Origin of the sequence: Pseudonocardia sp. DSM 110487 (assembly GCF_019468565.1) — a bacterium.
In the GTDB taxonomy this organism is placed as follows: Bacteria; Actinomycetota; Actinomycetes; order Mycobacteriales; family Pseudonocardiaceae; genus Pseudonocardia.
The window spans coordinates 4352764-4374660 of sequence record NZ_CP080521.1 but is presented as its reverse complement, the minus strand read 5'-3'; the positions used below and the strand labels follow the sequence as shown (position 1 = coordinate 4374660).

24 protein-coding genes are annotated in these 21897 nt (G+C 71.6%); 11 read left to right on the top strand and 13 right to left on the bottom strand.

The features are described 5' to 3' along the window. The first annotated feature begins 13 nt into the window (after positions 1-13). From K1T35_RS20360 to K1T35_RS20325, 8 genes are all read left to right on the top strand, one after another. Positions 14-1186, top strand: a complete 1173-nt coding sequence (locus K1T35_RS20360) for a hypothetical protein (RefSeq protein ID WP_220261707.1) — start codon at positions 14-16, stop codon at positions 1184-1186. Between the two features lie 87 nt (positions 1187-1273). After that, positions 1274-2245 carry an ABC transporter substrate-binding protein gene (locus K1T35_RS20355; RefSeq protein ID WP_220261706.1) on the top strand — a complete coding sequence of 324 codons (972 nt, stop codon included), beginning with the start codon at positions 1274-1276 and terminating at the stop codon, positions 2243-2245. Further along, on the top strand, positions 2242-3009 hold the full coding sequence (locus K1T35_RS20350) for an ABC transporter permease (RefSeq protein ID WP_220261705.1): 768 nt from the start codon (positions 2242-2244) through the stop codon (positions 3007-3009). Before K1T35_RS20355 ends, K1T35_RS20350 begins: the two co-directional genes overlap by 4 nt. Beyond that, positions 3006-3755 carry an ABC transporter permease gene (locus K1T35_RS20345; RefSeq protein ID WP_220261704.1) on the top strand — a complete coding sequence of 250 codons (750 nt, stop codon included), beginning with the start codon at positions 3006-3008 and terminating at the stop codon, positions 3753-3755. The genes K1T35_RS20350 and K1T35_RS20345 overlap by 4 nt, the downstream gene beginning before the upstream one ends. Positions 3756-3757: 2 nt before the next feature. Beyond that, positions 3758-4507, top strand: a complete 750-nt coding sequence (locus K1T35_RS20340; protein WP_220261703.1) for an ABC transporter ATP-binding protein — start codon at positions 3758-3760, stop codon at positions 4505-4507. 258 nt (positions 4508-4765) lie between these two features. After that, positions 4766-5632 carry an endonuclease/exonuclease/phosphatase family protein gene (locus K1T35_RS20335; RefSeq protein WP_220261702.1) on the top strand — a complete coding sequence of 289 codons (867 nt, stop codon included), beginning with the start codon at positions 4766-4768 and terminating at the stop codon, positions 5630-5632. 124 nt (positions 5633-5756) lie between these two features. Next, positions 5757-6248: a YdeI/OmpD-associated family protein gene (locus K1T35_RS20330; RefSeq protein ID WP_220261701.1), complete on the top strand. Its 492-nt coding sequence runs from the start codon at positions 5757-5759 to the stop codon at positions 6246-6248. An 89-nt stretch (positions 6249-6337) separates the two neighbouring features. Then, on the top strand, positions 6338-7399 hold the full coding sequence (locus tag K1T35_RS20325) for an alkylmercury lyase family protein (RefSeq protein ID WP_220261700.1): 1062 nt from the start codon (positions 6338-6340) through the stop codon (positions 7397-7399). Positions 7400-7768: 369 nt separating this feature from the next. Here K1T35_RS20325 and ligD read toward each other — a convergent pair whose 3' ends face one another. From ligD to K1T35_RS20305, 4 genes are all read right to left on the bottom strand, one after another. Continuing rightward, positions 7769-8677: a non-homologous end-joining DNA ligase gene (gene ligD / locus K1T35_RS20320; protein ID WP_220261699.1), complete on the bottom strand. Its 909-nt coding sequence runs from the start codon at positions 8675-8677 to the stop codon at positions 7769-7771. 316 nt (positions 8678-8993) lie between these two features. Continuing rightward, on the bottom strand, positions 8994-9980 hold the full coding sequence (locus K1T35_RS20315; protein ID WP_220262720.1) for an endonuclease/exonuclease/phosphatase family protein: 987 nt from the start codon (positions 9978-9980) through the stop codon (positions 8994-8996). 140 nt (positions 9981-10120) lie between these two features. Next, positions 10121-10675: a YdeI family protein gene (locus tag K1T35_RS20310; protein ID WP_255622334.1), complete on the bottom strand. Its 555-nt coding sequence runs from the start codon at positions 10673-10675 to the stop codon at positions 10121-10123. After that, positions 10672-11091 carry a VOC family protein gene (locus K1T35_RS20305; protein ID WP_220261698.1) on the bottom strand — a complete coding sequence of 140 codons (420 nt, stop codon included), beginning with the start codon at positions 11089-11091 and terminating at the stop codon, positions 10672-10674. Before K1T35_RS20305 ends, K1T35_RS20310 begins: the two co-directional genes overlap by 4 nt. Positions 11092-11186: 95 nt before the next feature. On the opposite strand from K1T35_RS20305, the gene K1T35_RS20300 reads away from it, so the two are divergent. Continuing rightward, a complete protein-coding gene (locus K1T35_RS20300) occupies positions 11187-11774 on the top strand; it encodes a CGNR zinc finger domain-containing protein (protein ID WP_220261697.1) in 588 nt (195 codons plus the stop codon). Here the strand turns inward: K1T35_RS20300 and K1T35_RS20295 are convergent. From K1T35_RS20295 to K1T35_RS20285, 3 genes are read right to left on the bottom strand one after another with little or no spacing between them, the layout of a single operon-like run. Further along, on the bottom strand, positions 11771-12610 hold the full coding sequence (locus tag K1T35_RS20295) for an alpha/beta fold hydrolase (protein WP_220261696.1): 840 nt from the start codon (positions 12608-12610) through the stop codon (positions 11771-11773). The two genes, K1T35_RS20300 and K1T35_RS20295, sit on opposite strands and share 4 nt — an antisense overlap. Beyond that, positions 12607-13425, bottom strand: coding sequence for an SDR family oxidoreductase (locus tag K1T35_RS20290; protein ID WP_220261695.1), 819 nt, complete (start codon positions 13423-13425; stop codon positions 12607-12609). The genes K1T35_RS20295 and K1T35_RS20290 overlap by 4 nt, the downstream gene beginning before the upstream one ends. Further along, positions 13422-13718 (bottom strand): YciI family protein, encoded by a 297-nt coding sequence (locus tag K1T35_RS20285; protein ID WP_220261694.1) that lies wholly within the window; start codon positions 13716-13718, stop codon positions 13422-13424. The genes K1T35_RS20290 and K1T35_RS20285 overlap by 4 nt, the downstream gene beginning before the upstream one ends. Before the next feature lie 75 nt (positions 13719-13793). Between K1T35_RS20285 and K1T35_RS20280 the strand changes: the two genes are divergently transcribed. Next, positions 13794-14099 carry a YciI family protein gene (locus K1T35_RS20280; RefSeq protein ID WP_220261693.1) on the top strand — a complete coding sequence of 102 codons (306 nt, stop codon included), beginning with the start codon at positions 13794-13796 and terminating at the stop codon, positions 14097-14099. Between the two features lie 31 nt (positions 14100-14130). Here the strand turns inward: K1T35_RS20280 and K1T35_RS20275 are convergent, their stop codons facing one another. The 5 genes from K1T35_RS20275 to K1T35_RS20255 all read right to left on the bottom strand — a co-directional run bounded on the left by K1T35_RS20275 (position 14131) and on the right by K1T35_RS20255 (position 18547). Further along, a complete protein-coding gene (locus tag K1T35_RS20275) occupies positions 14131-14613 on the bottom strand; it encodes an SRPBCC family protein (protein ID WP_220261692.1) in 483 nt (160 codons plus the stop codon). Continuing rightward, a complete protein-coding gene (locus tag K1T35_RS20270; protein WP_220261691.1) occupies positions 14610-14933 on the bottom strand; it encodes a helix-turn-helix transcriptional regulator in 324 nt (107 codons plus the stop codon). Before K1T35_RS20270 ends, K1T35_RS20275 begins: the two co-directional genes overlap by 4 nt. A gap of 418 nt (positions 14934-15351) precedes the next feature. Further along, entirely contained in the window at positions 15352-16503 is a 1152-nt protein-coding gene (locus K1T35_RS20265; protein WP_220261690.1) for an acyl-CoA dehydrogenase family protein, read from the bottom strand. A 23-nt stretch (positions 16504-16526) separates the two neighbouring features. Continuing rightward, a complete protein-coding gene (locus K1T35_RS20260) occupies positions 16527-17705 on the bottom strand; it encodes a CaiB/BaiF CoA-transferase family protein (protein ID WP_220261689.1) in 1179 nt (392 codons plus the stop codon). After that, positions 17702-18547 (bottom strand): MaoC family dehydratase N-terminal domain-containing protein, encoded by an 846-nt coding sequence (locus tag K1T35_RS20255; protein WP_220261688.1) that lies wholly within the window; start codon positions 18545-18547, stop codon positions 17702-17704. The genes K1T35_RS20260 and K1T35_RS20255 overlap by 4 nt, the downstream gene beginning before the upstream one ends. A gap of 83 nt (positions 18548-18630) precedes the next feature. On the opposite strand from K1T35_RS20255, the gene K1T35_RS20250 reads away from it, so the two are divergent. Further along, entirely contained in the window at positions 18631-19581 is a 951-nt protein-coding gene (locus K1T35_RS20250) for a LysR family transcriptional regulator (RefSeq protein WP_220261687.1), read from the top strand. On the opposite strand, the gene K1T35_RS20245 is transcribed toward K1T35_RS20250, so the two are convergent. Then, complete coding sequence (locus K1T35_RS20245) at positions 19496-21880, bottom strand: bifunctional salicylyl-CoA 5-hydroxylase/oxidoreductase (protein WP_220261686.1); 2385 nt, start codon at positions 21878-21880, stop codon at positions 19496-19498. The genes K1T35_RS20250 and K1T35_RS20245 overlap by 86 nt on opposite strands. Between the last annotated feature and the right edge of the window lie 17 nt (positions 21881-21897).

Below are 21897 nucleotides of genomic sequence, written 5' to 3'. Positions count from 1 at the left end.
GAATGATCGCCCCGTGCCGTTCACCGCATCGCCTGCGCAGCTGCACCAGGCCGAGCGCTGGTTCGTCCGGCAGGGAACGCCCACCATGATCGCCGGGTACGACTTCACCGGGCACGTACTCCCCCGGATGCTGCCCGTGCTCGCCCTCGTGGCGGCCGCGAGCCTCGCGTGGCTCGTGCCGCTGCGCAGCGCGGGCTCGTGGCGCTGGGTCGTGCTCGCCGGGGTGATCGTCGTCGCGCTGATCGTGTGGGTCTCGATATCGGCCTACCTCAGGCGGCGGCCCCGCTTCTCGCGCGCGACCACCATCGCGATCCTCGCCGCGTACGTGGCGATGCCGGTCGCGGTGCCGTTGCTGCAGCTCGGCATCGACGGCACCGTCACCCCACCGGGAGGCAGTGGCGTAGGCCTGCTGGGGTTCGTGCTGTTCTTCGCCGCCGCCTTCGGCATCACGCTGCTCGCCACCACCTACGGTGTCGGCACGCTGCTGCGCAGGGCGCTCCGGCACGCGATCGACGACCTGCGCAACAGCGTCCGGCTGCTCGGCAGGGCGCTGCCCGGGATGCTGTTCGTGACGCTCTTCCTGTTCTTCACCGGGGAGCTGTGGCAGGCCATGAACCGGCTCGGCTGGGAGCGGGTCGCGCTCGTCGTCGCCCTGTTCGGCCTGGTCACCGTGCTCGCCGCGGCCGCACGGCTGCGCGACGAGGTCGGCAGGGTCGAGCAGGACCTCAGCCCGCCCCGGCTCGCGGCGGCCAGCAAGGGCACGCCGCTCGCCCGGCTGCCGTTCGACCAGCTCACGCCCGACGGCCCGCTCCGGGCCACGCCGCTCACCGGGCGGGAGGAACGCAACCTGCTGCTCGTGCTCGCCACCCGGCAGCTCGTGCAGGCGGGGGTGGTGGGCCTCGCGCTGTTCGCCTTCTTCATCGTCCTCGGCCTGCTCGTCGTGGAACCGGAGACGGCCGAGCAATGGATCGGTGGCCCACCGGTCTACTCGGCGCTGGTGCCCGCGATGCCGGTCGCGATGCTGCGCAACGCCACGCTCTTCGCCGCGTTCGGCAGCATGTACTTCGCCGTGACGTCCATGAGCGACGCCGACCACCGCCAGCAGTTCTTCGCCCCGATCATCGACGAGATCGAACGCACGCTCGCGGTGCGGGCCGTCTACCTCGCCGCCCGCCCCGGCGGGTGACCGGTGGGTGGCCGGTCCATGGCCTTGCCGACGACCGGTCGCTGGCCGAGGTTCACCTCGGCACGCACGCAAGATCCGGGGGACGGCATGGATGGCACCACGACACTCGGCAGAAGACGGTTCCTCACGGCGATGGGGGTGCTCTCCTCGGTGCCCGTCCTCGCGGCCTGCGGCGCCGATGACGGCGGGGGCGGCGCGGCCGGGCCGATCGAGGTCCGGGTCGGGGTGCTCCCGATCGTCGGGGCGGCGCCGCTGACGCTTGCCGCACAGGAGGGCCTGTTCGCGGCCGGCGGGCTGGCGGTCAGGCCGGAACGGGTCCAGAGCGGCGCGGTCGCGCTCCCCGCCCTGGTGGCCGGTGACCTCGACCTGCTGTTCGGCAACCACGTCTCGACGATCGCCGCCCGATCGCAGAACCTCGACGTCGTGATCATCGCCGAGGCCAGCCGGGCGCGGCCGGACAACTTCTCGGTGGTCACGCTGCCCGGCTCGGCCATACAGCGGCCCACCGACCTGGCCGGTCGGACGATCGGCATCAACGCGCTCAACAACATCGGCGGATTGACCGTCAGCGCGGTGGCAGGCGCCGAAGGCATCCCACCCGACCAGCTGACCTTCGTCGAGATCCCGTTCCCCGACATGGCGAACGCCCTCGCCAACGGCCGCGTGGAAGCCGCCTTCCTCCCCGAGCCCTTCCTGTCGGAGGCGCGGCGCACACTAGCCGTGCGGACGGTCATGGACCCGTGCTCGGGTCCGACCGCCGACCTGCCCATCGACGGCTACGTGGTCACGAGCAGGTTCGCCGAGGAGAACCCCGACACCGTTCGGGCGTTCCGGGACGCGCTGGTGGAGGCCCAGCGCCGTTGCGCCGACCGGACCGTGCTCGAACCGCTGCTCGTGTCGTCGGCCGGGATCAGCCCGGAGACGGCCGCACGGATCAGCGCCAGCGCCTACCCGACCACCACCGAGGCGGCGCAGATCCAGCGCGTGGCCGACCTGATGCTCCAGTTCGGCGCGCTCACCCGGCCGATGGACGTGAACGAGCTGGTCCGCGCGGCGTGAGACCGATCGCGGTGCGCGGCCTCGTCGGCGTGCTCGGGTTCCTTCTGGTGTGGGAGGCGTTCGGACGCTCCGGCGCCGTGCGTCCCGAGCTGCTCCCACCGGCGTCGACCGTGCTCACGACGCTCGCGGGCCTGCTCGTCGACCCCGCCTTCCTCACCGATGTGCTGGTCACGCTCGGCTCGTGGGCGGCGGCGGTGGCACTGGCCGTGCTGCTCGCGGTGCCGTCCGGGCTCGTGCTCGGGAGCGTCGCGCCGGTTCGCACGGCCACCCGCTCGCTGGTCGAGTTCCTCCGGCCGGTCCCGTCGGTGGCGCTCATCCCGCTCGTGGTCGTCGTGCTCGGCCGCGGCCCCGACACCACCATCGCCCTCGCCGTGTACGCGGCGGTGTGGCCGCTGCTGCTCACCACGAGCTACGCAATGGGCGAGATCGACCCGGTGCAGACCGACACCGCCCGCGCCTTCGGGCTCTCGACCACCCGGCGGCTGTTCACGGTGGCGCTGCCGCACGCCGCGCCGTTCGTCATGACCGCGCTGCGGGTCTCGGCGGCCATCGCGCTCATCCTCGTCGTCAGCAGCGAGCTGCTCGGCGCCGGAACCGCGGGGATCGGGCAGTTCGTCTTCGCGGCCGGCAGCGGCGGCGGCCGGATGGACCTCGTGCTGGCCGGCACGCTCACCGTCGGACTGATCGGCTGCGTCGTCAACGCGGGCCTCGAAACGGCGCACCGACGCTTCTTCGGCTGGGACGCCGGGGAGCCCGGCGGGTGAACGCCGTCGTCCACCGCTGGGCGGTCCTCGTGGCGGCGGTCGCCCTGTGGGAGCCGGCGGCTCGGCTCGGTGACAGCCCGTTCTTCCCGCCTCCGTCCGCGATCGCCGTGGCGCTGTGGGACCGGCTGTGGTTCTCCGACCTCGCCGTCGCCCACCTCATCCCCGGCGTCGGGCGGATGCTCGCGGGCTGGGGGATCGCCGCGGTGTGCGGCGTGGTCGCCGGCCTCGCACTGGGGCGCTCCGGGGTGGTCCTGCAGTACCTGAGCCCGCTCTTCGCGTTCGTGCGAGCGGTGCCACCGCCGTTGCTCGTGCCGCTCTTCCTCGTGCTGTTCGACCTCGGCACCCCCATGCAGCTCGCCACGATCGTCGTCGGCGTGGTCTGGCCGGTGCTGCTCAGCAGCATCGACGGCGCCGCGTCGGTGCACCCCGTCCAGGTGGAGACCGCACGCGTGCTCCGGCTGCGCCGCACCGAGTGGTGGCTGCGGGTCGTGCTGCCGGCGGCGGCACCCAAGGTGATGGCCGGACTGCGGGTGAGCCTGTCGCTCGCGCTGATCCTCATGGTGATCTCCGAGCTGGTCGGGGCGACCAACGGGCTTGGCTTCCAGCTGGCGCTCGCCCAGCGGCGGTTCGACTTCCTGACGATGTGGACCGTCGTGGTGCTGCTGGGCGTACTCGGCTACGCGTTCAACGCGGGACTCGTGGCCGTGGAGTCGCGGGTGCTGCGCTGGCAGAAGGCAGGGGTGTGAGGGTGGCCGTCACGCTGCAGGTGTCCGGCCTCGGCCACCGCTACGGGCCGGGTGCCGCGCTGCTCGACGTCTCGATGGACGCCCGGCCCGGCGAGCTGGTGTGCATCGTCGGGCCGTCGGGTTGCGGGAAGTCGACGCTGCTGCGTGCCGTGGCCGGCCTGCTCACCCCCACGTCCGGCGAGGTGCGCCTCGACGGCGAGCCGGTGCGCGGCGTCGTCGCAGGGCTCGCGATGGTGTTCCAGGACTACAGCCGCTCGCTCTACCCATGGCTGTCGGTGCGCGGCAACGTCGAGCTTCCGCTGCGCGGGCGGATCGACCGGTCCGAGCGGAGGGAGCGGGCGGAGGAGGCGCTGAAGCAGGTCGGGCTCGACGGGCAGGGCGGGCGCTACCCCCGTCAGCTGTCCGGCGGCATGCAACAGCGGGTGGCGATCGCGCGGGCACTGGCCCACCGGCCCGCCCTGATGCTGCTCGACGAGCCGTTCGCCTCCGTCGACGCGCAGACCCGGGCCGATCTGGAGGACCTGCTGCTGCGCGTCCGGGCCGAGCACGGGATGACGGCGCTACTCGTCACCCACGACATCGACGAGGCCGTCTACCTGGCCGAGCGCGTCGTCGTGCTCTCCCCCGCACCGGCGACGGTGGCCGCGGTGCTGGAGGTGGGCCTGCCCCCCGACCGCGACCAGATCGGCACCCGCGCGGCACCCGAGTTCGTCCGGCTCAGGACGGAGGTCGCCCGGCTGCTGCGACGCTGACCGGCCGGCCGGAGGTAGAGGCCGCAGGACGCGTCGACGACGTCTCCGGTGATCGATCGGGCGTCATGGGACGCGAGCAGCGCAACAACGTCGGCGCCACGCTTCGGTTGCCGTTGACTCGGCGGATGTGTCGGGGTGGCGCCGCCGGGAACGCCGCACGTATGACCCAGACGGTTCTCACCCCGGACCTGGAGATCGCCTTCGAGGTCAGTGGCCCGGCCGATGGCACGCCCGAGGACCGAGCATGAGAGGTGACCGATGGGAATGCTGCGTGTCGTAACGATCAACGTCCAGAACACCGAGGGCGACCCGCGCCGCACCGAGCTGATCAACCGCGAGCTGCGCCGGCTCGAACCGGACCTCGTCGCACTCCAGGAGGTCCTGGACAACCCGCAGCGGCATCAGCTCGACGAGTTGCTTGACGGCACCGGTCTCCACGGCACCCACCAGTCGGCCGCCATGTCGTATGCACCGCCGTGGGTGGAACGCTACGGCGGCGGTGCAGTCGCGACGCGCCGGCCGCACCAGGTGGTCGAGTGCCTCGACCTGCGCGGCTCCGACGCGACCGACGTGCCATGGTGCACACTCGCCGCAGTCGTACCAGTACCGGACGAGGGGGAGCTGCTGTTCATCGTCGCCTCGAGCTCGTGGCGGCTCGAAGCCGAGGCCGCCCGGGAGCGCCAGGCTCTCGCATTGACCGATCTCGACGCCCGCCACCGTCGGACCCTGCCGACGATCGTCGGCGGCGACCTGAATGCGGAGCCCGACGCGTCGAGCATCCGCTACCTCACCGGACGTCAAGCACTCGGTGGACGCAGCGCCTACTACCACGACGCTTGGGCCGTGGCCGGCGACGGCCCGGGCTGGACCTGGTCCGTAGACAACCCTGCCGCGGGGGAGGTCATCGATCAGATCGTGCGCCAGCCAAACCACCGGCGCCGGATCGACTACGTCCTCATCGGGTCGTGGCACGCGCACCCCACAGCCCACTGCCGAGTCAGATCCGCCGAGCTCGCATTCGACAAGCCCATGGACGGTGTCTGGCCGAGCGATCACTTCGGGGTCGTCGTCGATGTCGAGATCGGCATCATCACGCCTCCAGATCCGCGGCCGCCCGCTTCATGATCGCCGCCAGCATGGGCACGGCGCCTCAACGCGTCGAGCGCGAGGTCGGAGAGGGGTACCGCAAGGCCGGAAGCGGGCGAGACTCTCGGCCAGGCGGCAGGCGCGGGCGACTGAGAGGACTGCCATGACACGTGATCAGCGGGGCCCGGTCTCGGATCGGTCGCAGCGGTTCGCGGCGACCGTGGCCGTCGATCGGCAGGGCCGCACGCATGTGCCGGTCCCGTTCGAACCTGACGCGGTGTGGGGCGCCAAGCCTCGCCATCACGTGACGGGCACGGTCGGCGGTCGCGGTGTGCGCGGTGCGCTCGATGCGGGGGACGGCGGCGTGGTCCTGATTCTCGGGCCGGCGTGGAGCCGCGGGTGCGACCCTGCTGATGGCACGAGGGTCGACGTCGTGCTCACCCCGGAAGGCCCGCAGCGCGGCGACTTGGCGCCGGACGTGGCGGCGGCGCTGGACGCGTCGCCGGCCGCGGGGGTGTTCTTCGACTCGCTTGCCCAGTTCTACCGCAAAGCCTTCCTGCGGTGGATCGACGCCACCAGACGACGCCCCGAGCAGCGCCCGGTGCGGATCGCCGAGATGGTCCGTCTGCTCGAGGAGGGCAAGAAGGAACGGTGAAACCGGGCTTGACTCCGTAGTTCGGTACGGGGTTCACGATGGCGCCATGCGCAGGACGAGCCGCCCCGCAGCGCCCCTCGGAGGCATCGATGAGCATCACCCTGGAAGTCCTGCACGTGGCCGACTGCCCGAACCTGGCCCCGCTGCTGGAACGGCTGCTGGGGGCCACCGATCGCCCGGTCACCACGAGGGAGATCAGCACCGAGGTCGCGGCGACGGCCGCGGGCATGAACGGCTCACCGACGCTGCTGATCAACGGCCGGGATCCGTTCCCGAACCCGAACCTGCAGGACTGCGACTGCGGGGTGGCGTGCCGGATCTACCGCGACGAGCACGGCCGGGTGGTGCCGGCACCGTCGGTGGTGCAGCTACGCGCCGCCCTCGCCGCCGCGTATGCCCCGTCGGCAACGTCAGTGGTGGCCACCGGACCAGCCGCGTCACCGGGGCTGCCGCTCGCCGGATCGGTTGACGACTCGTGCTGTGATCCGCTCCGGCCCGGTGACGTGCTGAGCTCGTGGCGGGCGCGGGCCCTGCCGCTGGACCCGGTGGAGAAGGCGGTTCATCAGGCGGTGCTGCGCGCGTTCGCCGCGACCGGCCGCCCAACCATCGTCAGCGCGATGGACACGGTGACGGCGGGATCGGGGCGCGCCGCCGCGGACGTGCTGGCCGCGTTGCACGAGCTGGACGCGGTCCGGCTCGGCCCCGATGGCGGCGTTGCGGTCGCCTACCCGTTCTCGGCCATCCCGACCCGGCACCGGGTGCGGATCGGTGACCGCGTGGAGGTCTACGCGATGTGCGCGATCGACGCGCTCGGCATGTCCGCGATGCTAGGCGAGGACACCCGGATCGACTCTGTCGACGTGACCACCGGTCGCCCGGTGACTGTCACCATGACCACCAGCACGACCGGCGGCGCGATCGGGGGCATCACCCGGTGGGATCCGGCGGAGGCGGTGGTGTTCGTCGCCGCCGATGCCGCGGGCGGGCCGTCGGCCGATTGCTGCTGTGACTACCTCAACTTCTTCACCGACGCCGCGGCCGCGCAGGCCTGGACCGCCGCGCACCTGCAGGTTCCCGGGCAGATCCTCACCCAGGCCGAGGCCGAAGATCTCGGCGTCCGCCTGTTCGGGCACCTGCTCACCCCCGGCTGACCCAACCCGGAGCACCACGCTCCGCACACGCCCGTCGGGCCGGGCTCACGGCTCGGTGCCACTGAGGCGGCGGCCGGGGATCGGAGCGATCATCATCGTCTCCGGCCCACCCCAGGTGGCTGGTGCCTTTCGCGTGGCGGTCCGGCCTCCGGAGGTGGTCTTGGGTGGGGCCTCCGGTCCGACGCAGATGATCAAGGCTCGGCGAAACTGGCGGAACCGGTCGTGACGGGTACGCCGCTGGCGTTGTGATCACCAGAAGTGGTGGCAGAGCGACGGATCTGACGTTCTGCCACCACTTCCGACGATCACGACCCCGGTGGCCGGCGTCAACCCCGGGACCGGCATCTCACCGACCGTGTCGCTTCCTCGCTACCCCACGCCGTCGAGCCGGCGTCGGGCGGCGGCGGGCGAAGCGGTGTGCTCGCCCATGGTCGCCCACGGGTCGGCTTTCCGACCGAGGCGGCGGCGGATCGCGGGCGGGCGGTAGCGATCGGGGGTGGCGCGGCCGAGTTCGGACCAGTCCAGCGGGGTGGCAACCGGGGCCCCGGGCCGAGAACGCAGCGAGTACGGCGCGATGAAGGTCTGGCCGTAGGCGTTGCGGTTGACGTCGAGATAGATGCGATCGCCTCGGCGCTCCTTGCGCGCCGCCGTGGTCAGCTGGTCCGGATCCGCCGCGACCAGGCGATCAGCCAGATGCTGTGCGAGTTCCCTGACGTAGTCGAAGTCCTGGGAAGCATCGAGCGGGGCGACGACGTGGAAGCCGCGACCGCCGGTGGCCTGCACGAACGGCGTCAGACCCACCGAACCGAACAGGTCACGCAGGCGGCGGGCCACCCTGCGCACCGCGGCCACGCCGGTACCCCGATGTGGGTCGATGTCGATGACGAGCCGGTCCGGGCGGCTCAGGTCGCGCGTGGTGGACAGCCACGTGTGGTACTCGATCGCCGCCTGGTTGGCCAGGTAAACCAGCGTCGCCGCGTCGTCGCAGACCACGTGGTCGACGGAACCGGGCCCGTCGCGTCTGGGTGCCTCGGCGATGGTCAGCCAGTCCGGGAAGTGTCGAGACGCCGCCTGCTGGACGAATCCATCCGCGTCGATCCCATCCGGGTACCTGCGCAACACGAGCGGCCGACCAGCGAGGTGCGGGACCATCACGTCGGCGACGTCCCGGTAGTAGTCGATCACATCGTGCTTGGTGAGGTGGTCGGCTGGGAACAGCTCCTTGCCCAGCCTCGACAGCGCGATGTCCCGATCCGAGATCCGCAGCGTCGTTGGCATGAGCTGACCTCCCGCCTCACAGCGGCGTACCCAGGTGCCTGAGCAGGAAACGCGCACCAGTACTCGTGCCCGCCCGGCGCGGTTCGAGATCAGCGGTGCCTTGGGATCGCTCATGTGCGGGTATGTCGTGTTGGCGACGACAGGTAGGTCGATGGAGGGAACGACCTGTGCCGCATCCGCGTCGGAATCGAATCCCCTCCGCTCCACCACTCGGCTGATCAGCCAGAACTCCGGGCTACCGATCACCCCAACGGATCCCGCCTGCCATGGCCCGTCAGAACGAACTCGACCGTGGAGGAAAGATGCGCCGCTGCGATCACCAGCTGATTCCGGCCGCCACCGGCAGGTGGTCGCTGCCGGTGGCGGGCAGCACCCACGAACTCTCCGGCTCCACGCCCCTGACCAGGATCTGATCGATCCGCGCCAGAGGGAACGTCGCAGGCCAGCTGAAGCCGAAGCCGGCCCCGGCCACCTCCTGCGCTGAGCGCAGCTGGGAGGTGATGTCGTCGAACGCGCGGTCGTTCACGGTGCCGTTCAGGTCGCCGAGCAGCACCACCCGCTCGTTCCCCTCGGCGGCGATGGCGTTGCCGAGCACGTGCGCGCCGCCGTCCCGCTGGCTCGTCCAGAAGCCCGTCCTGGGGAACACCCGTACCGACCCCAGGTGGGCCACGTACACCGCCAGCGGCCCCTTGTCCGTGGCCACCGTGGCGCGCAGCGCCCGAGTGGAGTCCATCGTGATGTCGACCGGCTGGGTGTCCGACAGCGGCAGCTTGCTCCACAGCCCGACCGTGCCCCGCACCGCGTGGTACCGGTATGTCCTCGCCAGCTCCTTCTCGTACGTGTCCCTGGCCTGCGGGGTCAGCTCCACCAGCGCCAGCACGTCCGCCCCGGCGGCGGCCAGGTCGCGAGCGGTGCCGGCCGGGTCGGGGTTGTCGGCGCCGACGTTGTGACTGGCCACGGTGAAGTCGGCGCCCGGGTGGGACTTGTCGCTGAGCAGCCCGCCGAAGAGGCCGAGCCACACCATGACCGGCAGCAGCAGCGCGGCCACCGCGGAAGCGGACCGGCGCAACAGCGCCCCGGCCAGCAGCACCGGGATGAACAGGCCGAACCACGGCAGGACGGTCTCCACCAGGCTGCCGAGGTTCCCGATCCGGTTCGGGATCTTCGCGTGCAGCAGCATGAACAGGCCCAGCAGCAGCGCCAGCGCCGCGAGCACGAGGCCGCGCTTCCAGGGCCCCGGCCGGGAACCGATGCGGATCGGCCGGCGGCCGGCGACGCCCTGCCAGCTCTCCGCCGTGTCCATCCGCGTCATCGGCGGCCCGTAGTTCGTGCTGGTTCGCTGTACGTCATGCCTCCAGTCAAGGCGGCGTGGCGTTGCCAGCACGTATGCGGTTTTCGATATGCCGACGATATGCTCCGGCGCCGCGACCCAGAGCCTTGTTGTCAGACGGCTTTCGCCCTGGCGACGGTGGCGGCGATCCGCCGGTGCCGGGTCGGCGGGCGCACCGCCCTGGCGATCGACTCCAGGGCCGCCCGGCGCGCCGACGGCGACAGCGCCGCGAAGCCGGCCGCCGCCGCGGGTTCGGCGTCGAGCGCGGCCCGCAGGTCGTCGGGCACGACGCCGTTCTGGGCATCGGCGAGCACGGACCAGGTGCCGGTCCGCTTCGCCAGGTCGACCGCGGCCTGCCCGGCCGGCGTCATCCGATCCTGTGCGGCGAGCTGTTCGACCAGCTCTCGGTTGATCTTGCTCCAGGCGGCGGTCGGCCGCCGCGGGCTGAACCGCTGCCGCCACGAGGAGTCGTCGTGGCGGCGGGCGAGGCTGTCGATCCAGCCGAAGCAGAGCGCTTCCTCGATCGCCTCCCGGTGACTGATGCCCGGACGGCCACTGCCGGCGTGCGGGATGACGAGCCAGACCTCCGCCGCCGACTCCGCGTGAGCTTCGAGCCACTCCCGCCACTGCTCGCACGTGGCAGGCTCGACCACGTCCGGGGTGGTCACGAGCGCTTCCCGACGATCTCGAGGTAGTGCGGGTTGTGCATCACCCCGAGGACGTTGCCGAACGGGTCGACCACCGACGCCGTGACGAATCCCGACCCATCGCCGTGCTCCGTGATCGGCCGGTGCTCCTTGGCACCCATCGCGAGCAGACGGTCGACGGTGCCCTGCAGGTCGTCGACGTGCCAATGCATGATCGCGCCGCCGGGCGGCCCGGCCTCCCCGGGCGGGGCGTAGCGGCGGTCGATGAAGCCGATCTCGTCCTCGTCGTCGCCGATGCGGAACTCGACGTAGGCGGGCGCGGCCGGGGCCGGCGGGTAGGCGTAGTAGGCCTCGACGCCGAAGAGCTCCGCGTACCAGTCGCGGGCCGCGCCGATGTCGTCGGCATAGAAGTTGAGGGTGGCGAATCCACGGAACATCGGTTCTCTCCCAGCAATCGTGGTGTGACCGCTCAATCAGGTTAGGTGGCCACACTGTGACCAGTCAAGGGCCAACGGTGGTAACATCGACGCTCGTGAGCCGAGCTGACGCGCCCGAAACCCTCGACCTCGTCCAGGACCTCGTCAACACCTGGTTCGGACGACTGTCGGGTGGCGGCGACGAGCACCTGCGGTCCCCCGCCGACCTCGCCCGCTGGTGCCGCGAGCACGGCGTCCCTGTCGCCGACGAGGCCGTCACGACGGACGAGCTCGAGCTCGCTCTTGACGTCCGCGAGGGACTGCGCGCCGTCCTGGCGCGTCACAACGACGCCGTACAGCCCGTCGACGGGCCCGCGCTCGACCGGCTGGAGGAGATCGCACCCGGGCTCGGCCTGCACGTCTCCTTCGCCGATGATCAGCCCGGCCTGCGAGCGCAGGACGGAACGTCCGTGCGGCGGATGATGGCGACGCTGCTGGCGGCCGCCGTCCCCGCCGCGCACGATCGGACGTGGCACCGGCTGAAGGTGTGCCGCGAGCCGCGCTGCCGCGCCGCCTTCTACGACGCCTCCCGCAACGCCTCGGGCGTGTGGTGTTCGATGAGCGCCTGCGGGGCCGCGGCGAAGCAGCGCGCGTTCGTCGAACGCAGGCGCGCCCGCAACGCCGCGCGCCGGGCTGCGTCCTAGCGGCTCGCCTCGAGGAAGCTGCCGACCAGGGCCGAGAACTCGGCCGCCCGCTCGACCTGCGGCAGGTGTCCGGTGTCGGCGAAGACGTGCGACTGGGCGTGCGGCAGTGCCTTGCGAGCGGCGGTCATGTGGTGCGCCGGCAGAATGCGGTCCCGGTCGCCCCAGACGATCAGCGTCGGCCGCGGGTGGCGCGACACGTCGGCGAGCAGCGCGGACCGCCAGCCCGGCCGGATACCGCGCACGGTGCCCAGCTCGCGCACGACGTCGAGGAACAGCTCGGGACGCCCGGGGCGGGCGGCCGCGCGCATCGCGTGCTCGATCCGTTCCTCCGTGACGAACGACCCGTCGTGGTAGAGGGCACGCTCGGCGCGGCGCGCGGCCGCCCGGCTGACGTGCCGCAGCAGCACGTGGCCGAGGCCGGGGATCGTGAGCAACCGCAGGTCGAGCACGACCTCATGGCCGAACCCCGCCGGAGCGGCGAGGACGACGCGGGAAACCCGCTCCGGGCGCGTCGCTTGCATGGACAGCGCGACGGCCCCGCCGAGCGAGTTGCCGAACACGTGCACCGGCCGCTGCACGCCGAGGGCATCGAGCGCCTCGTACACACCCTCGGCCAGCCGCGACAGCGTCATCGGCCCTGGCGGAGGGTCGGAGAGCCCGAAGCCGAGCAGGTCCATGCTGATCACGCGGTGGGCGCCGGGGAGCAGCTCGTGCTGGGGCGCCCAGTCCTCGAGGCCGCGGCCGATGCCGTGCAGCATGACGATCGGGTCACCTGCGGGATCACCCGACTCCCGCACCCGGACCTTCGCCCCACCCGCATCGACGAGTTCGCTCATCGGGAAAGCACCCGCGCGATCGCCGTCATGTGGCCTACCGGGAACAGGCGCGCGAGGACGTCGGGGATCTTCGCGTTCGCGGCGATGAGCAGCCGGGCCTTCCGCCGTTCGACGGCGCGGAGGATGTCGGCGGCGGCACGTTCGGGCGGGTAGGTCAGCAACCGGGAGAACTGCTTCACCCCGACCGCGAACTCCTCGCGGTCGACTCTGGAACCGACGCGCGCGTCCGCCGCGATCCTCGTGTTGATACCGCCGGGGTGGACCGTGGTCACCCCGATCCCCCGGTCGGCGAGCTCGGAACGCAGGACCTGACTGAAGCCGCGCAGTGCGAACTTCGAGGCGGAGTACGCGGACTGGCCGGGCGGGGAGATCAGGCCGTAGAGGCTGGAGACGTTCACCAGGTGGGCGCCCGCCTCCATGGAGGGCAGGAGGTGGTGGGTGAGTACCACCGGCGCGTGGAAGTTCACCTCCAGCACCCACTCGAACTCCTCGAGGGTGACCTCGTCGAACCGGCCGGCGAGCGCCACCCCCGCGTTGTTGATCAGCAGGTCGATCCGCGGATGGCCCCCGACGATCTGCCGCGCCACCGCGGTGGTGGCGTCGCGGTCAGCCAGGTCGACCTGGGTCTCCGACACCGCGATTCCCGGGTGAGCGGCACGGATCGATGTCGACACCCGGTCCAGGCGCTCCTTGTCCCGCTCGAGGAGCACGAGGTGGCTTCCGCGCTCGGCGAGGGCACGTGCGAGCTGCTCGCCGATCCCGCTGCCCGCGCCGGTGACGACCGCCGTGCGCCCCGCGAACCGATACGGCTTCATGCGATGCCCGACCGCAACGGGCCGATCACCGGGGTCCACTCCACCGCCTCGCTCGACGTGATCACACCGGTGACGGTGAACGGATCCTTCTCGATCAGCGCGGTGACCTCGTCCTTGTCCTCGGCACGGAAGATCAGCAGCCCGCCGGCGGGCTCGTCCGGTCCGAACGGGCCGGACAGCAGGAGGAATCCGCGGTCGGCGAGCCCACGCAGGTACTCACGGTGCTCGGGACGCACCCGGTCGCGCGTGGCCACGTCGTCGGAGTACCGGTAGGTGACCGCGTAGATCGTCATGGCCTCATTCTGGATGGGGGGTGGACGATCCGACAGCCCTCTTTCCGGCCCGCATCACGTGACAGTATCGACGCCATGGCCTCGACCTTCGCCGTGATCTACACCTACACCGACGATACCGCCCTCCGGGAGGCCACACGTCCCACGCACCGGGACTACCTGCGAGGTCTCGCCGACGAGGGTGCATTGCTCGTCGCAGGCGCCTGGGCGCCGGCCGAGGCGCCCGGCGGCCTGCTGATCTTCCGGGCCGAGGACAAGGCCGCAGTGCAGGCGATCGTGGACAAGGACCCGTACACGACGGCCGGGGTCGTCGCCGGTGCGGACATCCGGGAGTGGGTGCCGCCGCTCGGGCCGGTGGCGGCACAGCTCAGCGGGCAGTAGCAGGAACGGCGCTTCGTCCCGGCAGACCGGGTCAGCTCTCCTGCTCGAACAGGGCGGCGTATCGAGCGAGGTACAGCGGCCAGCCCAGGTCGCCGTCGACGCCCTCGCCGACCGACTGCCAACCGGGACCGTGCCGGTCGAGATGGCGGTGCTCCAGTTCGACCCGGGTTCGGTTCGGACCCTCGCTGACGAACCGAACCTCGACCTCACTGGTCAGTTCCGGATCGGTCTCGACCTGCCACTGCGGGCCGATGTCCCAGCTGAACACCACGCGGTGCGGCGGCTCGTAGGCGAGGATGCGTGCCCACCGGCACTCGCTGCCGTCGGTCGCGCGGTCGTAGATGTGCCCGCCGACGCGCGGCTCGAACACCGTCTCGGCGATCGACGCGTGGAGCAGGTTGTGTTCCGGTGGTTTGAAGTCGCCGAATCGTTCGGTGAACGCCGTGAAAGCCTGCGTGATCGCCGCGTTGACCACGATCTGCTTCCGGACCACCGTGGCGTCGGTTCGGGTCATGAACTCTCCTCCGTCGGTTCTTCGGCGACGTCCACGTAGCTGGTCAGCGCCCGCTGCCAGAAGGTGTCGAGCTGATCGCGCAACGCGGCCACCGCCGTCGGGTTGAGCCGGTAGATCCGTCGCGTGCCGACCGGGTGCTCACTGACCAGGCCGGCGTTCTTGAGGATCTTCAGGTGCTGGGAGACCGCGGATCTGGTGACGGGCAGTTGCGCGGCGAGTTGTCCCACGGCCTGCGGTCCCTCGGCGAGGCGGCTGACGATGGCGCGCCTGGTGCCGTCCGCCAGCGCGTTCCAGCCGTCTCCCGCTCGGTCAGTATCCACTAACGGTTAGTGTTTACTAATACTTCGGGGCGGTCAAGCCCCTCCGCGGCTCATGACGACGATCGGCGGGACGGGGGTGTCGGCCGACCGGACGAGCCACGGCCCTGCCGGCCCGTACACGCCGCGTGGTTCGGGGTAGAGCAGCAGCGATCCGCTCCTCACACGACCAGGCGGCCTCGGCCAGGCTGTCGCTGACCTCATCGCGTCGCGGAACGTCGGTCCGTGCACGCCGAGCGGCTGTCCACATCCTGATCTCGCTCGAGATCGACGTGACAGGGGTCTGTCCAAGATCGAACCCCGCTGCTGTCTACCTCGAGTGTGGATAACTCCGATGGCCCGGACCACGCTGGAGATGCCCCGTTCGCAGGGGATCCAGCCGAGCGTGCGTTCCGCGGAACGCGGGCACGTTCGGTTTGGGCTACGCCCTCCCCAGCCCTCCCCGCTTGACCAGCTGCGCGGCGATGACGTTGCGCTGGATCTCGTTCGTCCCCTCCCCCACGATCATCAGCGGCGCGTCGCGGAAGTAGCGCTCGACGTCGTACTCGGTGGAGTAGCCGTAGCCACCGTGGATGCGCACCGCGTTCAGCGCCACCTCCATCGCCACCTCGGAGGCGAACAGCTTCGCCATGCCGGCCTCCATGTCGGCGCGCTCCCCCGCGTCGAACCGATCGGCCGCGTGCAGGATCAGCTGCCGGGCCGCGGTGATCTTGGTGGCCATGTCCGCGAGGTAGTTGCCGATCGACTGGTGCTGCCAGATCGGCTTGCCGAAGCTCTCCCGCTCCTGGGCGTAGCGCAGCGCGTCGTCGAAGGCCGCCTGCGCGACGCCGAGGGCCCGCGAGGCCACCTGGATCCGGCCGGTTTCGAGGCCCTTCATCATCTGCGCGAACCCGCGGCCCTCCACGCCGCCGAGCAGCGCGTCGGTGGGGACTCGCATGTCGTCGAACCGCAGCTCACAGGACTCGACGCCCTTGTAGCCGAGCTTGGGCAGATCCTGGGAGACGGTCAAGCCGGGCCCGTGCTCGATCAGCAGGATCGACACGCCCCTGTGCTTCGGCTCCGCGGCCGGGTCGGTCTTGCACAGCAGCGCGATCAGCTCCGAGCGGCGCGCGTTGCTGATCCAGGTCTTCGCCCCGTCGACCACGTAGGAGTCACCGTCGCGGCGGGCGACCGTCGTCATCGCCTGCAGGTCCGAGCCGCCGCCGGGCTCGGTGAGCGCCATCGTGGCGCGGATCTCGCCGGTGGCCATCCGCGGCAGGTAGCGGTCCTGCTGCTCCTTCGTCCCGAACGCGACGAGCAGCTTCGCGACGACCGTGTGGCCGCCCATCGCCCCCGCGAGGCTCATCCAGCCGCGGGCGAGCTCGGCGGTGACCAGCGCGTAGCAGGGCATCGACACCGCCACCTCGCCCCACGGCTCTGGCACGACGAGACCGTAGATCCCGAGCTGCTTCATCTGTTCGATGAGCTTCTCGGGGTAGGTGTTGGCGTGCTCCAGCTCGCGGACGACCGGCCGGACGTCGTGGTCGACGAACTCGCGCACGACCTCGACGATCGCCCGCTCTTCCGTGTTCATGGGTTCCTCTCAGACGACGCAGTTCAGACCACACCGCGGTCGCGCAGCGACGTGATCTGATCGTCGGTGCGGCCGAGCTCGCGCAGGATCGCGTCGGTGTGGGCGCCGAGCGCGGGGACCGGTCCCATGACCGGTTCGACGCCCGCGATGTCGACCGGCGGGCGCAGTGCCGCGATCGTGCCGCCGGGCACGTCGACCGGCAGCCAGCGCTCGCGCTTCTCGAGCACCGGGTGGTCGAGGAAGTCCCGCACCTGGTTCAGCCGGGCGTTGGCGATCCCGGCCTCGTCGAGCAGGGCCGACGCGGCTTCCGTGTCCAGATCGGCCAGCTTGGCCTCGATCAGCGCGTTCAGCTCGCCGCGGTGCTCGACCCGCGCCGAGTTGGTGACGAACCGCGGGTCGTCGGCGAGGCCGGCGTCGCCGAGCACCACGGCGCACAGCGAACGCCACTCCCGGTCGTTCTGCAGGCCGAGCACGACGGCGCCGTCGGCGGTGGCGACCGGGCCGTACGGCGCGATGGTGGCGTGATCGGCACCGCTCCTCGCGGGCTGCCGGCCCCCGTAGGCGGTGTAGTTGGCCGGGGAGCCCATCCACTCGGCGAGCGCCTCGAACAGCGACACCTCCACCGCCGAGAACTCGCCCGTGGTGGCGCGCCGCAGCAGCGCCGTGAGGATCCCCGAGTAGGCGTACATGCCCGCGGCGATGTCGGCGATGGAGATGCCGACCCGCGCGGCGTGCTCGGGCGTGCCGGTGAGCGCGAGCACCCCGGTTTCGGCCTGCACGAGCAGGTCGTAGGCCTTCCGGCCGGCCCACGGGCCGTCGGTGCCCCAGCCCGACACCGTGCACGGGATCACCCGTGGGTGCGACCGCGCCAGGCCGGCCGCGTCGACGCCGAGCCGCCCGGCTGCGCCCGGTCCGAGGTTCTGCACCAGCACGTCGGCGCGGTCCAGCAGCTCACCGAGCACGGCCCGGCCCTCCGGCGCCTTCACGTCCAGCGTCAGGGACTCCTTCGAGCGGTTCAGCCAGACGAAGTAGCTCGAGTTGCCGTGGACGGACTCGTCGTAGCCGCGCGCGAAATCGCCGCCGTCGGGCCGCTCGATCTTGATGACGCGCGCCCCGAGGTCGGCGAGCTGTCGGGTGGCGAACGGGGCGGCCACCGCCTGCTCCAGGCTGACGACGGTGATCCCGTGCAGGGGCGGGTTCATGCGAGACCGACCTTCGCCGTCAGGGACGGGCCCGCACCCTGCGCGGCGACCACCACGTCCACGTCCGATCCCCGTGCGCGGCCGGCGCTCACGATCCGGGATCCGACGATCGCCGGCCGCACGAGCCGGTACTCGAAGGACCGGACCGGGCGGTCGGGGGCGCGGCGGCGCGGGAGCTCCAGGGCGAGGAGCGCGAGCAGCGGGCCGTGCACGACGAGGCCCGGATACCCCTCGACCTGCGTGGCGTAGGGCTGGTCGTAGTGGATCCGGTGCCCGTTGTAGGTCAGGGCGCTGAACCGGAACAGCAGGACCGGGTCCGTGTCGAGCTCCACCCGCCACTCCCCCTCGGGGTCGGCGCCACCGGTCTCCGGCGGCGGCAGCGTGCGCGGCGGTGTACCCGGCGGCTCGGAGCGGTAGACGATGTCCTGCTCCTCGACGCCGACGACCGCCTCGTCCACGAACAGCTCCGTCCGGACGGTCACGAACGCCATCTCGCCGGTGCGGCCGGTCTTCACCTTGACGTCCGAGACGGCGGAGCGGCTCGACAGCCAGGCCCCCAGCGGGATCGGCGCGTCCTGGCGGAGCCTGCCACCCGCGAACATCCGGCGCCGGCCCGGGATCGGCGGCAGGAACGGCGCATCGGCCGGATGCCCGTCGGCGCCGGTGTTCGTTCCCGCGGGATGGTCCAGCAGTACGAACCAGTGCCACAGCGGCGGCAGCAGCCCGGGCCGCGGGGCGTCGAGCAGGTCCGCGAACGCCCCGGCGAACCACGCGTCGACGCGTCTCGTCATCTCGACCGATGGTGGCTGCCAGCCTTCCAGCACCTCGGTCAGCGATGTCATCGCTCCATCATGCGCGGTGATCCCGGCCCGAGTGAAATAGTGACTGGTGATGGGGGGATGCGCCCCCGGCATGAGGAGGCGTCGTGGAGCTCAGGCAGCTCACCGCCCTGGTCACGGTCGCCGAGGTCGGCAGCGTCACGAAGGCGGCCAAGCTCCTGCACGTCGTGCAGCCCGCGGTCACCCGCCAGATCCGCCTGCTCGAGGAGGAGCTCGGCGTGCCGCTGTTCCAGCGGACCCGCCACGGGATGGTGCCCACGCCCGCGGCCGAGGTGCTGATCATGCGGGCGCGCCGCGCGCTCCGCGAGCTGGACGCGGCACGCGCGGAGCTGCGGCCCGAGCCGGGCGAGGTCGCCGGCATCGTGAGCGTGGGCCTGCTGGAGAGCGTGCTCGACATCCTCGCCCAGCCGCTGACAGACGCCGTCGCGCGGCGCCACCCCGGCATCGAGCTGCGGCTGTTCACCGGCTACTCCGGCCACCTCCAGCAGTGGCTCGACACCGGTGAGGTCGACCTCTCGCTGCTCTACAACCTGAGCGACACGCCGTCGCTGTCGGTCGTCCCGCTGGTGCGCGAGCAGCTCTGGGCCGTGGCGCCGCCCGACGCAGGGCTCTCCGCAGACTCCCCCGTCGCATGGGCCACGGTGCTCGCCCAGCCGCTCGTCCTGCCGGTCACCGGCCACGGGCTGCGCGCGCTCATCGACAGAGCCCGCTCGGCCGTGCCCATGGAGCCGCGCACCGTCGTCCAGACCAACTCGATGCTGCTGCAGAAGAAGCTCGTCCTCGCCGGGCACGGCTGGACGGTGCTCCCCGCGGCGGGCGTCGCGGCGGACGTCGCGGCCGGGCAGCTGTCCGGCGCCCCGCTGACCGCGCCGGACGTGGAGCGCTCGGTGGTGCTCGGGCTGCAGCACCGCAGCCGCATGCTCGCCCCGGTCGAGGCGGTGGCGTCGACGCTCACCCGGCTGGTCGGCGAACTGGTGCGATCGGGCGCGTGGCCGGCCGCCACCGCTGATGCCCGTCCGAAGCCTGCCGCCGGATGAGCTCCAGTCGCGGCTTCGGCCCGTCGGAGCGCCCGGTCTGGGGCTTGCGCCGCCCGGCCCGCCACGGGTCGGGCCACACCGCGCCCGGCCCGTCGTAGTCCTGCTCGACGGCGGCGTGCAATGTCCAGTTCGGGTCGTAGAGGTGGGCGCGGCCCACGGCGCACAGGTCGGCCCGGCCGGACAGGATGATCGTGTTCACGTCGTCGGGCGAGGAGATCACGCCGACCGCGATCGTGGGGACCTTCAGCACGTTGCGGATCGCGTCGGCGAAGGGCGTCTGGTACGAGCGGCCGAAGGCGGGGCGCTCCTCCGGGGTGACCTGCCCGGTCGACACGTCGATGGCCGCTGCCCCGGCCCGCTCGAAGGCGCGCACGACCTCGCACGTGTCGTCGAGGGTGATGCCGTCCTCCACCCAGTCGGTGGCCGAGATCCGGACGGTCATCGGCTTGTCGGCCGGCCACACCTCGCGCATCGCGGTGAAGACCTCGAGTGGGAACCGCAGCCGGTTCTCGATCGGCCCGCCGTACTCATCGGTGCGGCGGTTGGTGACCGGTGACAGGAACGACGACAACAGGTAGCCGTGGGCGCAGTGCAGCTCCACGAGGTCGAAGCCGGCGCGCGCACCCCGCTCCGTGGCCGCGACGAACTCGGCGACGATCGCGTCCATGCCATCGCGGTCGAGCGCCTTGGGCACCTGGTTGACGCCCTCTCGGTAGGGGCGCTCCGACGGCCCGACGACGGGCCAGTTGCCGGAGTCGAGGGGCTGGTCGATGCCCTCCCACATCAGCTTGGTCGACCCCTTGGGGCCGGAGTGGCCCAGCTGCAGGCCGATCTTCGCCTGTGACGAGGAGTGGACGAACTCGGTGATGCGCCGCCACGCCGCGGCCTGCTCGTCGGTCCACAGGCCGGTGCAGCCGGGCGTGATCCGTCCCTCCGGCGACACGCACACCATCTCCGTCATGACGAGGCCCGCGCCGCCGAGCGCCTTCCCACCGAGGTGGACCAGGTGGAAGTCGGTGGGCATACCGTCGACGGCGACATACATGTCCATCGGCGAGACGACGACCCGGTTGACCAGCTCCAGCTCGCCGAGGCGGAACGGGTGGAACATCGGCGGCCGGGGTTCCTCGGCCCCGGCGAACCATGCGTCCACATCGGCCACGAACTTCGGGTCGCGCAGCCGCAGGTTGTCGTAGGTGACGCGCCGGCTGCGGGTGAGGATGTTGAACGCGAACTGCATCGGCGGCTGGTGGACGTACTGGCCGAGGTTCTCGAACCACTCCAGGCTCGCCTGCGCGGCCCGCTGCGTGGACGCCACCACGGGCCTGCGCTCGGCCTCGTACGCCGCGAGCGCCACCGGGATGTCACCGGCCTCGTGCAGGCACGCGGCCAGGGCCAGCGCGTCCTCCATCGCCAGCTTCGTGCCGGAGCCGATCGAGAAGTGGGCGGTGTGGGCGGCATCGCCGAGCAGCACCACGTTCTCGTGGCACCAGCGCGCGTTGCGCACGGTGGTGAAGCTGATCCACCGCGAGTTGTTCGCGAGCACGCGTCCCCCGGCGAGGACGTCGGCGAAGACCTCGCTCACGGCCTCGACCGATCGCGTGTCGGACTCGCCCGGGCAGAGGGTGAGCGCCTCGGACTCCTGGAAGCCCGCGCGCCGCCACACGTCGTCGTGCATCTCGACGATGAACGTGCTGCCGTGCTCGTCGAACGGGTAGCCGTGCATCTGCATGACGCCGTGCTCGGTCTCGCGGATGTCGAAGGTGAAGGCCTCGAAGACGGTGTCGGTGCCCAGCCACATGTAGCGGCAGCGGCGGACGTCGAGGTCCGGGCCGAAGTGGTCGGCGTACTTGGCGCGGACCGCCGAGTTGAGGCCGTCGCTCGCCACCACCAGGTCGTGCTCCTGCCGGAGCTCCTCCACGTCGGGCGCCTCGGTGGAGAAGCGCACGTCGACGCCGAGCTCCCGGCAGCGCCCCTGGAGGATCTGGAGCAGGCGCTTGCGGCCCATCGCGGCGAACCCGTGGCCCCCGCTGGTGATCGTCTGCCCGCGGAAGTGGACGTCGATGTCGTCCCACCGCGCGAACTCCCGCTCCATCGCCGCGTGCACCGCGGGGTCGGCGTGCTCGATCCCGCCGAGTGTCTCGTCGGAGAACACGACGCCGAAGCCGAACGTGTCGTCGGCGGCGTTGCGCTCCCAGACCGTGATCTCGTGGTCGATCCCCTGCAGTGAGCCGAGCTGCTTCGCCAGCGCCGCGAAGTACAGGCCGCCGGGGCCTCCTCCGATGACTGCGATGCGCACGTCCCAAGTATATTGTT

Coding starts and splice junctions, on each gene's coding strand:
- K1T35_RS20355 (WP_220261706.1), top strand. CDS start 1,274: ATGGATGGCACCACGACACTCGGCAGAAGACGGTTCCTCACGGCGATG.
- K1T35_RS20335 (WP_220261702.1), top strand. CDS start 4,766: ATGGGAATGCTGCGTGTCGTAACGATCAACGTCCAGAACACCGAGGGC.
- K1T35_RS20330 (WP_220261701.1), top strand. CDS start 5,757: ATGACACGTGATCAGCGGGGCCCGGTCTCGGATCGGTCGCAGCGGTTC.
- K1T35_RS20325 (WP_220261700.1), top strand. CDS start 6,338: ATGAGCATCACCCTGGAAGTCCTGCACGTGGCCGACTGCCCGAACCTG.
- ligD (WP_220261699.1), bottom strand. CDS start 8,677: ATGCCAACGACGCTGCGGATCTCGGATCGGGACATCGCGCTGTCGAGG.
- K1T35_RS20315 (WP_220262720.1), bottom strand. CDS start 9,980: ATGGACACGGCGGAGAGCTGGCAGGGCGTCGCCGGCCGCCGGCCGATC.
- K1T35_RS20305 (WP_220261698.1), bottom strand. CDS start 11,091: ATGTTCCGTGGATTCGCCACCCTCAACTTCTATGCCGACGACATCGGC.
- K1T35_RS20295 (WP_220261696.1), bottom strand. CDS start 12,610: ATGAGCGAACTCGTCGATGCGGGTGGGGCGAAGGTCCGGGTGCGGGAG.
- K1T35_RS20290 (WP_220261695.1), bottom strand. CDS start 13,425: ATGAAGCCGTATCGGTTCGCGGGGCGCACGGCGGTCGTCACCGGCGCG.
- K1T35_RS20285 (WP_220261694.1), bottom strand. CDS start 13,718: ATGACGATCTACGCGGTCACCTACCGGTACTCCGACGACGTGGCCACG.
- K1T35_RS20280 (WP_220261693.1), top strand. CDS start 13,794: ATGGCCTCGACCTTCGCCGTGATCTACACCTACACCGACGATACCGCC.
- K1T35_RS20275 (WP_220261692.1), bottom strand. CDS start 14,613: ATGACCCGAACCGACGCCACGGTGGTCCGGAAGCAGATCGTGGTCAAC.
- K1T35_RS20265 (WP_220261690.1), bottom strand. CDS start 16,503: ATGAACACGGAAGAGCGGGCGATCGTCGAGGTCGTGCGCGAGTTCGTC.
- K1T35_RS20260 (WP_220261689.1), bottom strand. CDS start 17,705: ATGAACCCGCCCCTGCACGGGATCACCGTCGTCAGCCTGGAGCAGGCG.
- K1T35_RS20255 (WP_220261688.1), bottom strand. CDS start 18,547: ATGACATCGCTGACCGAGGTGCTGGAAGGCTGGCAGCCACCATCGGTC.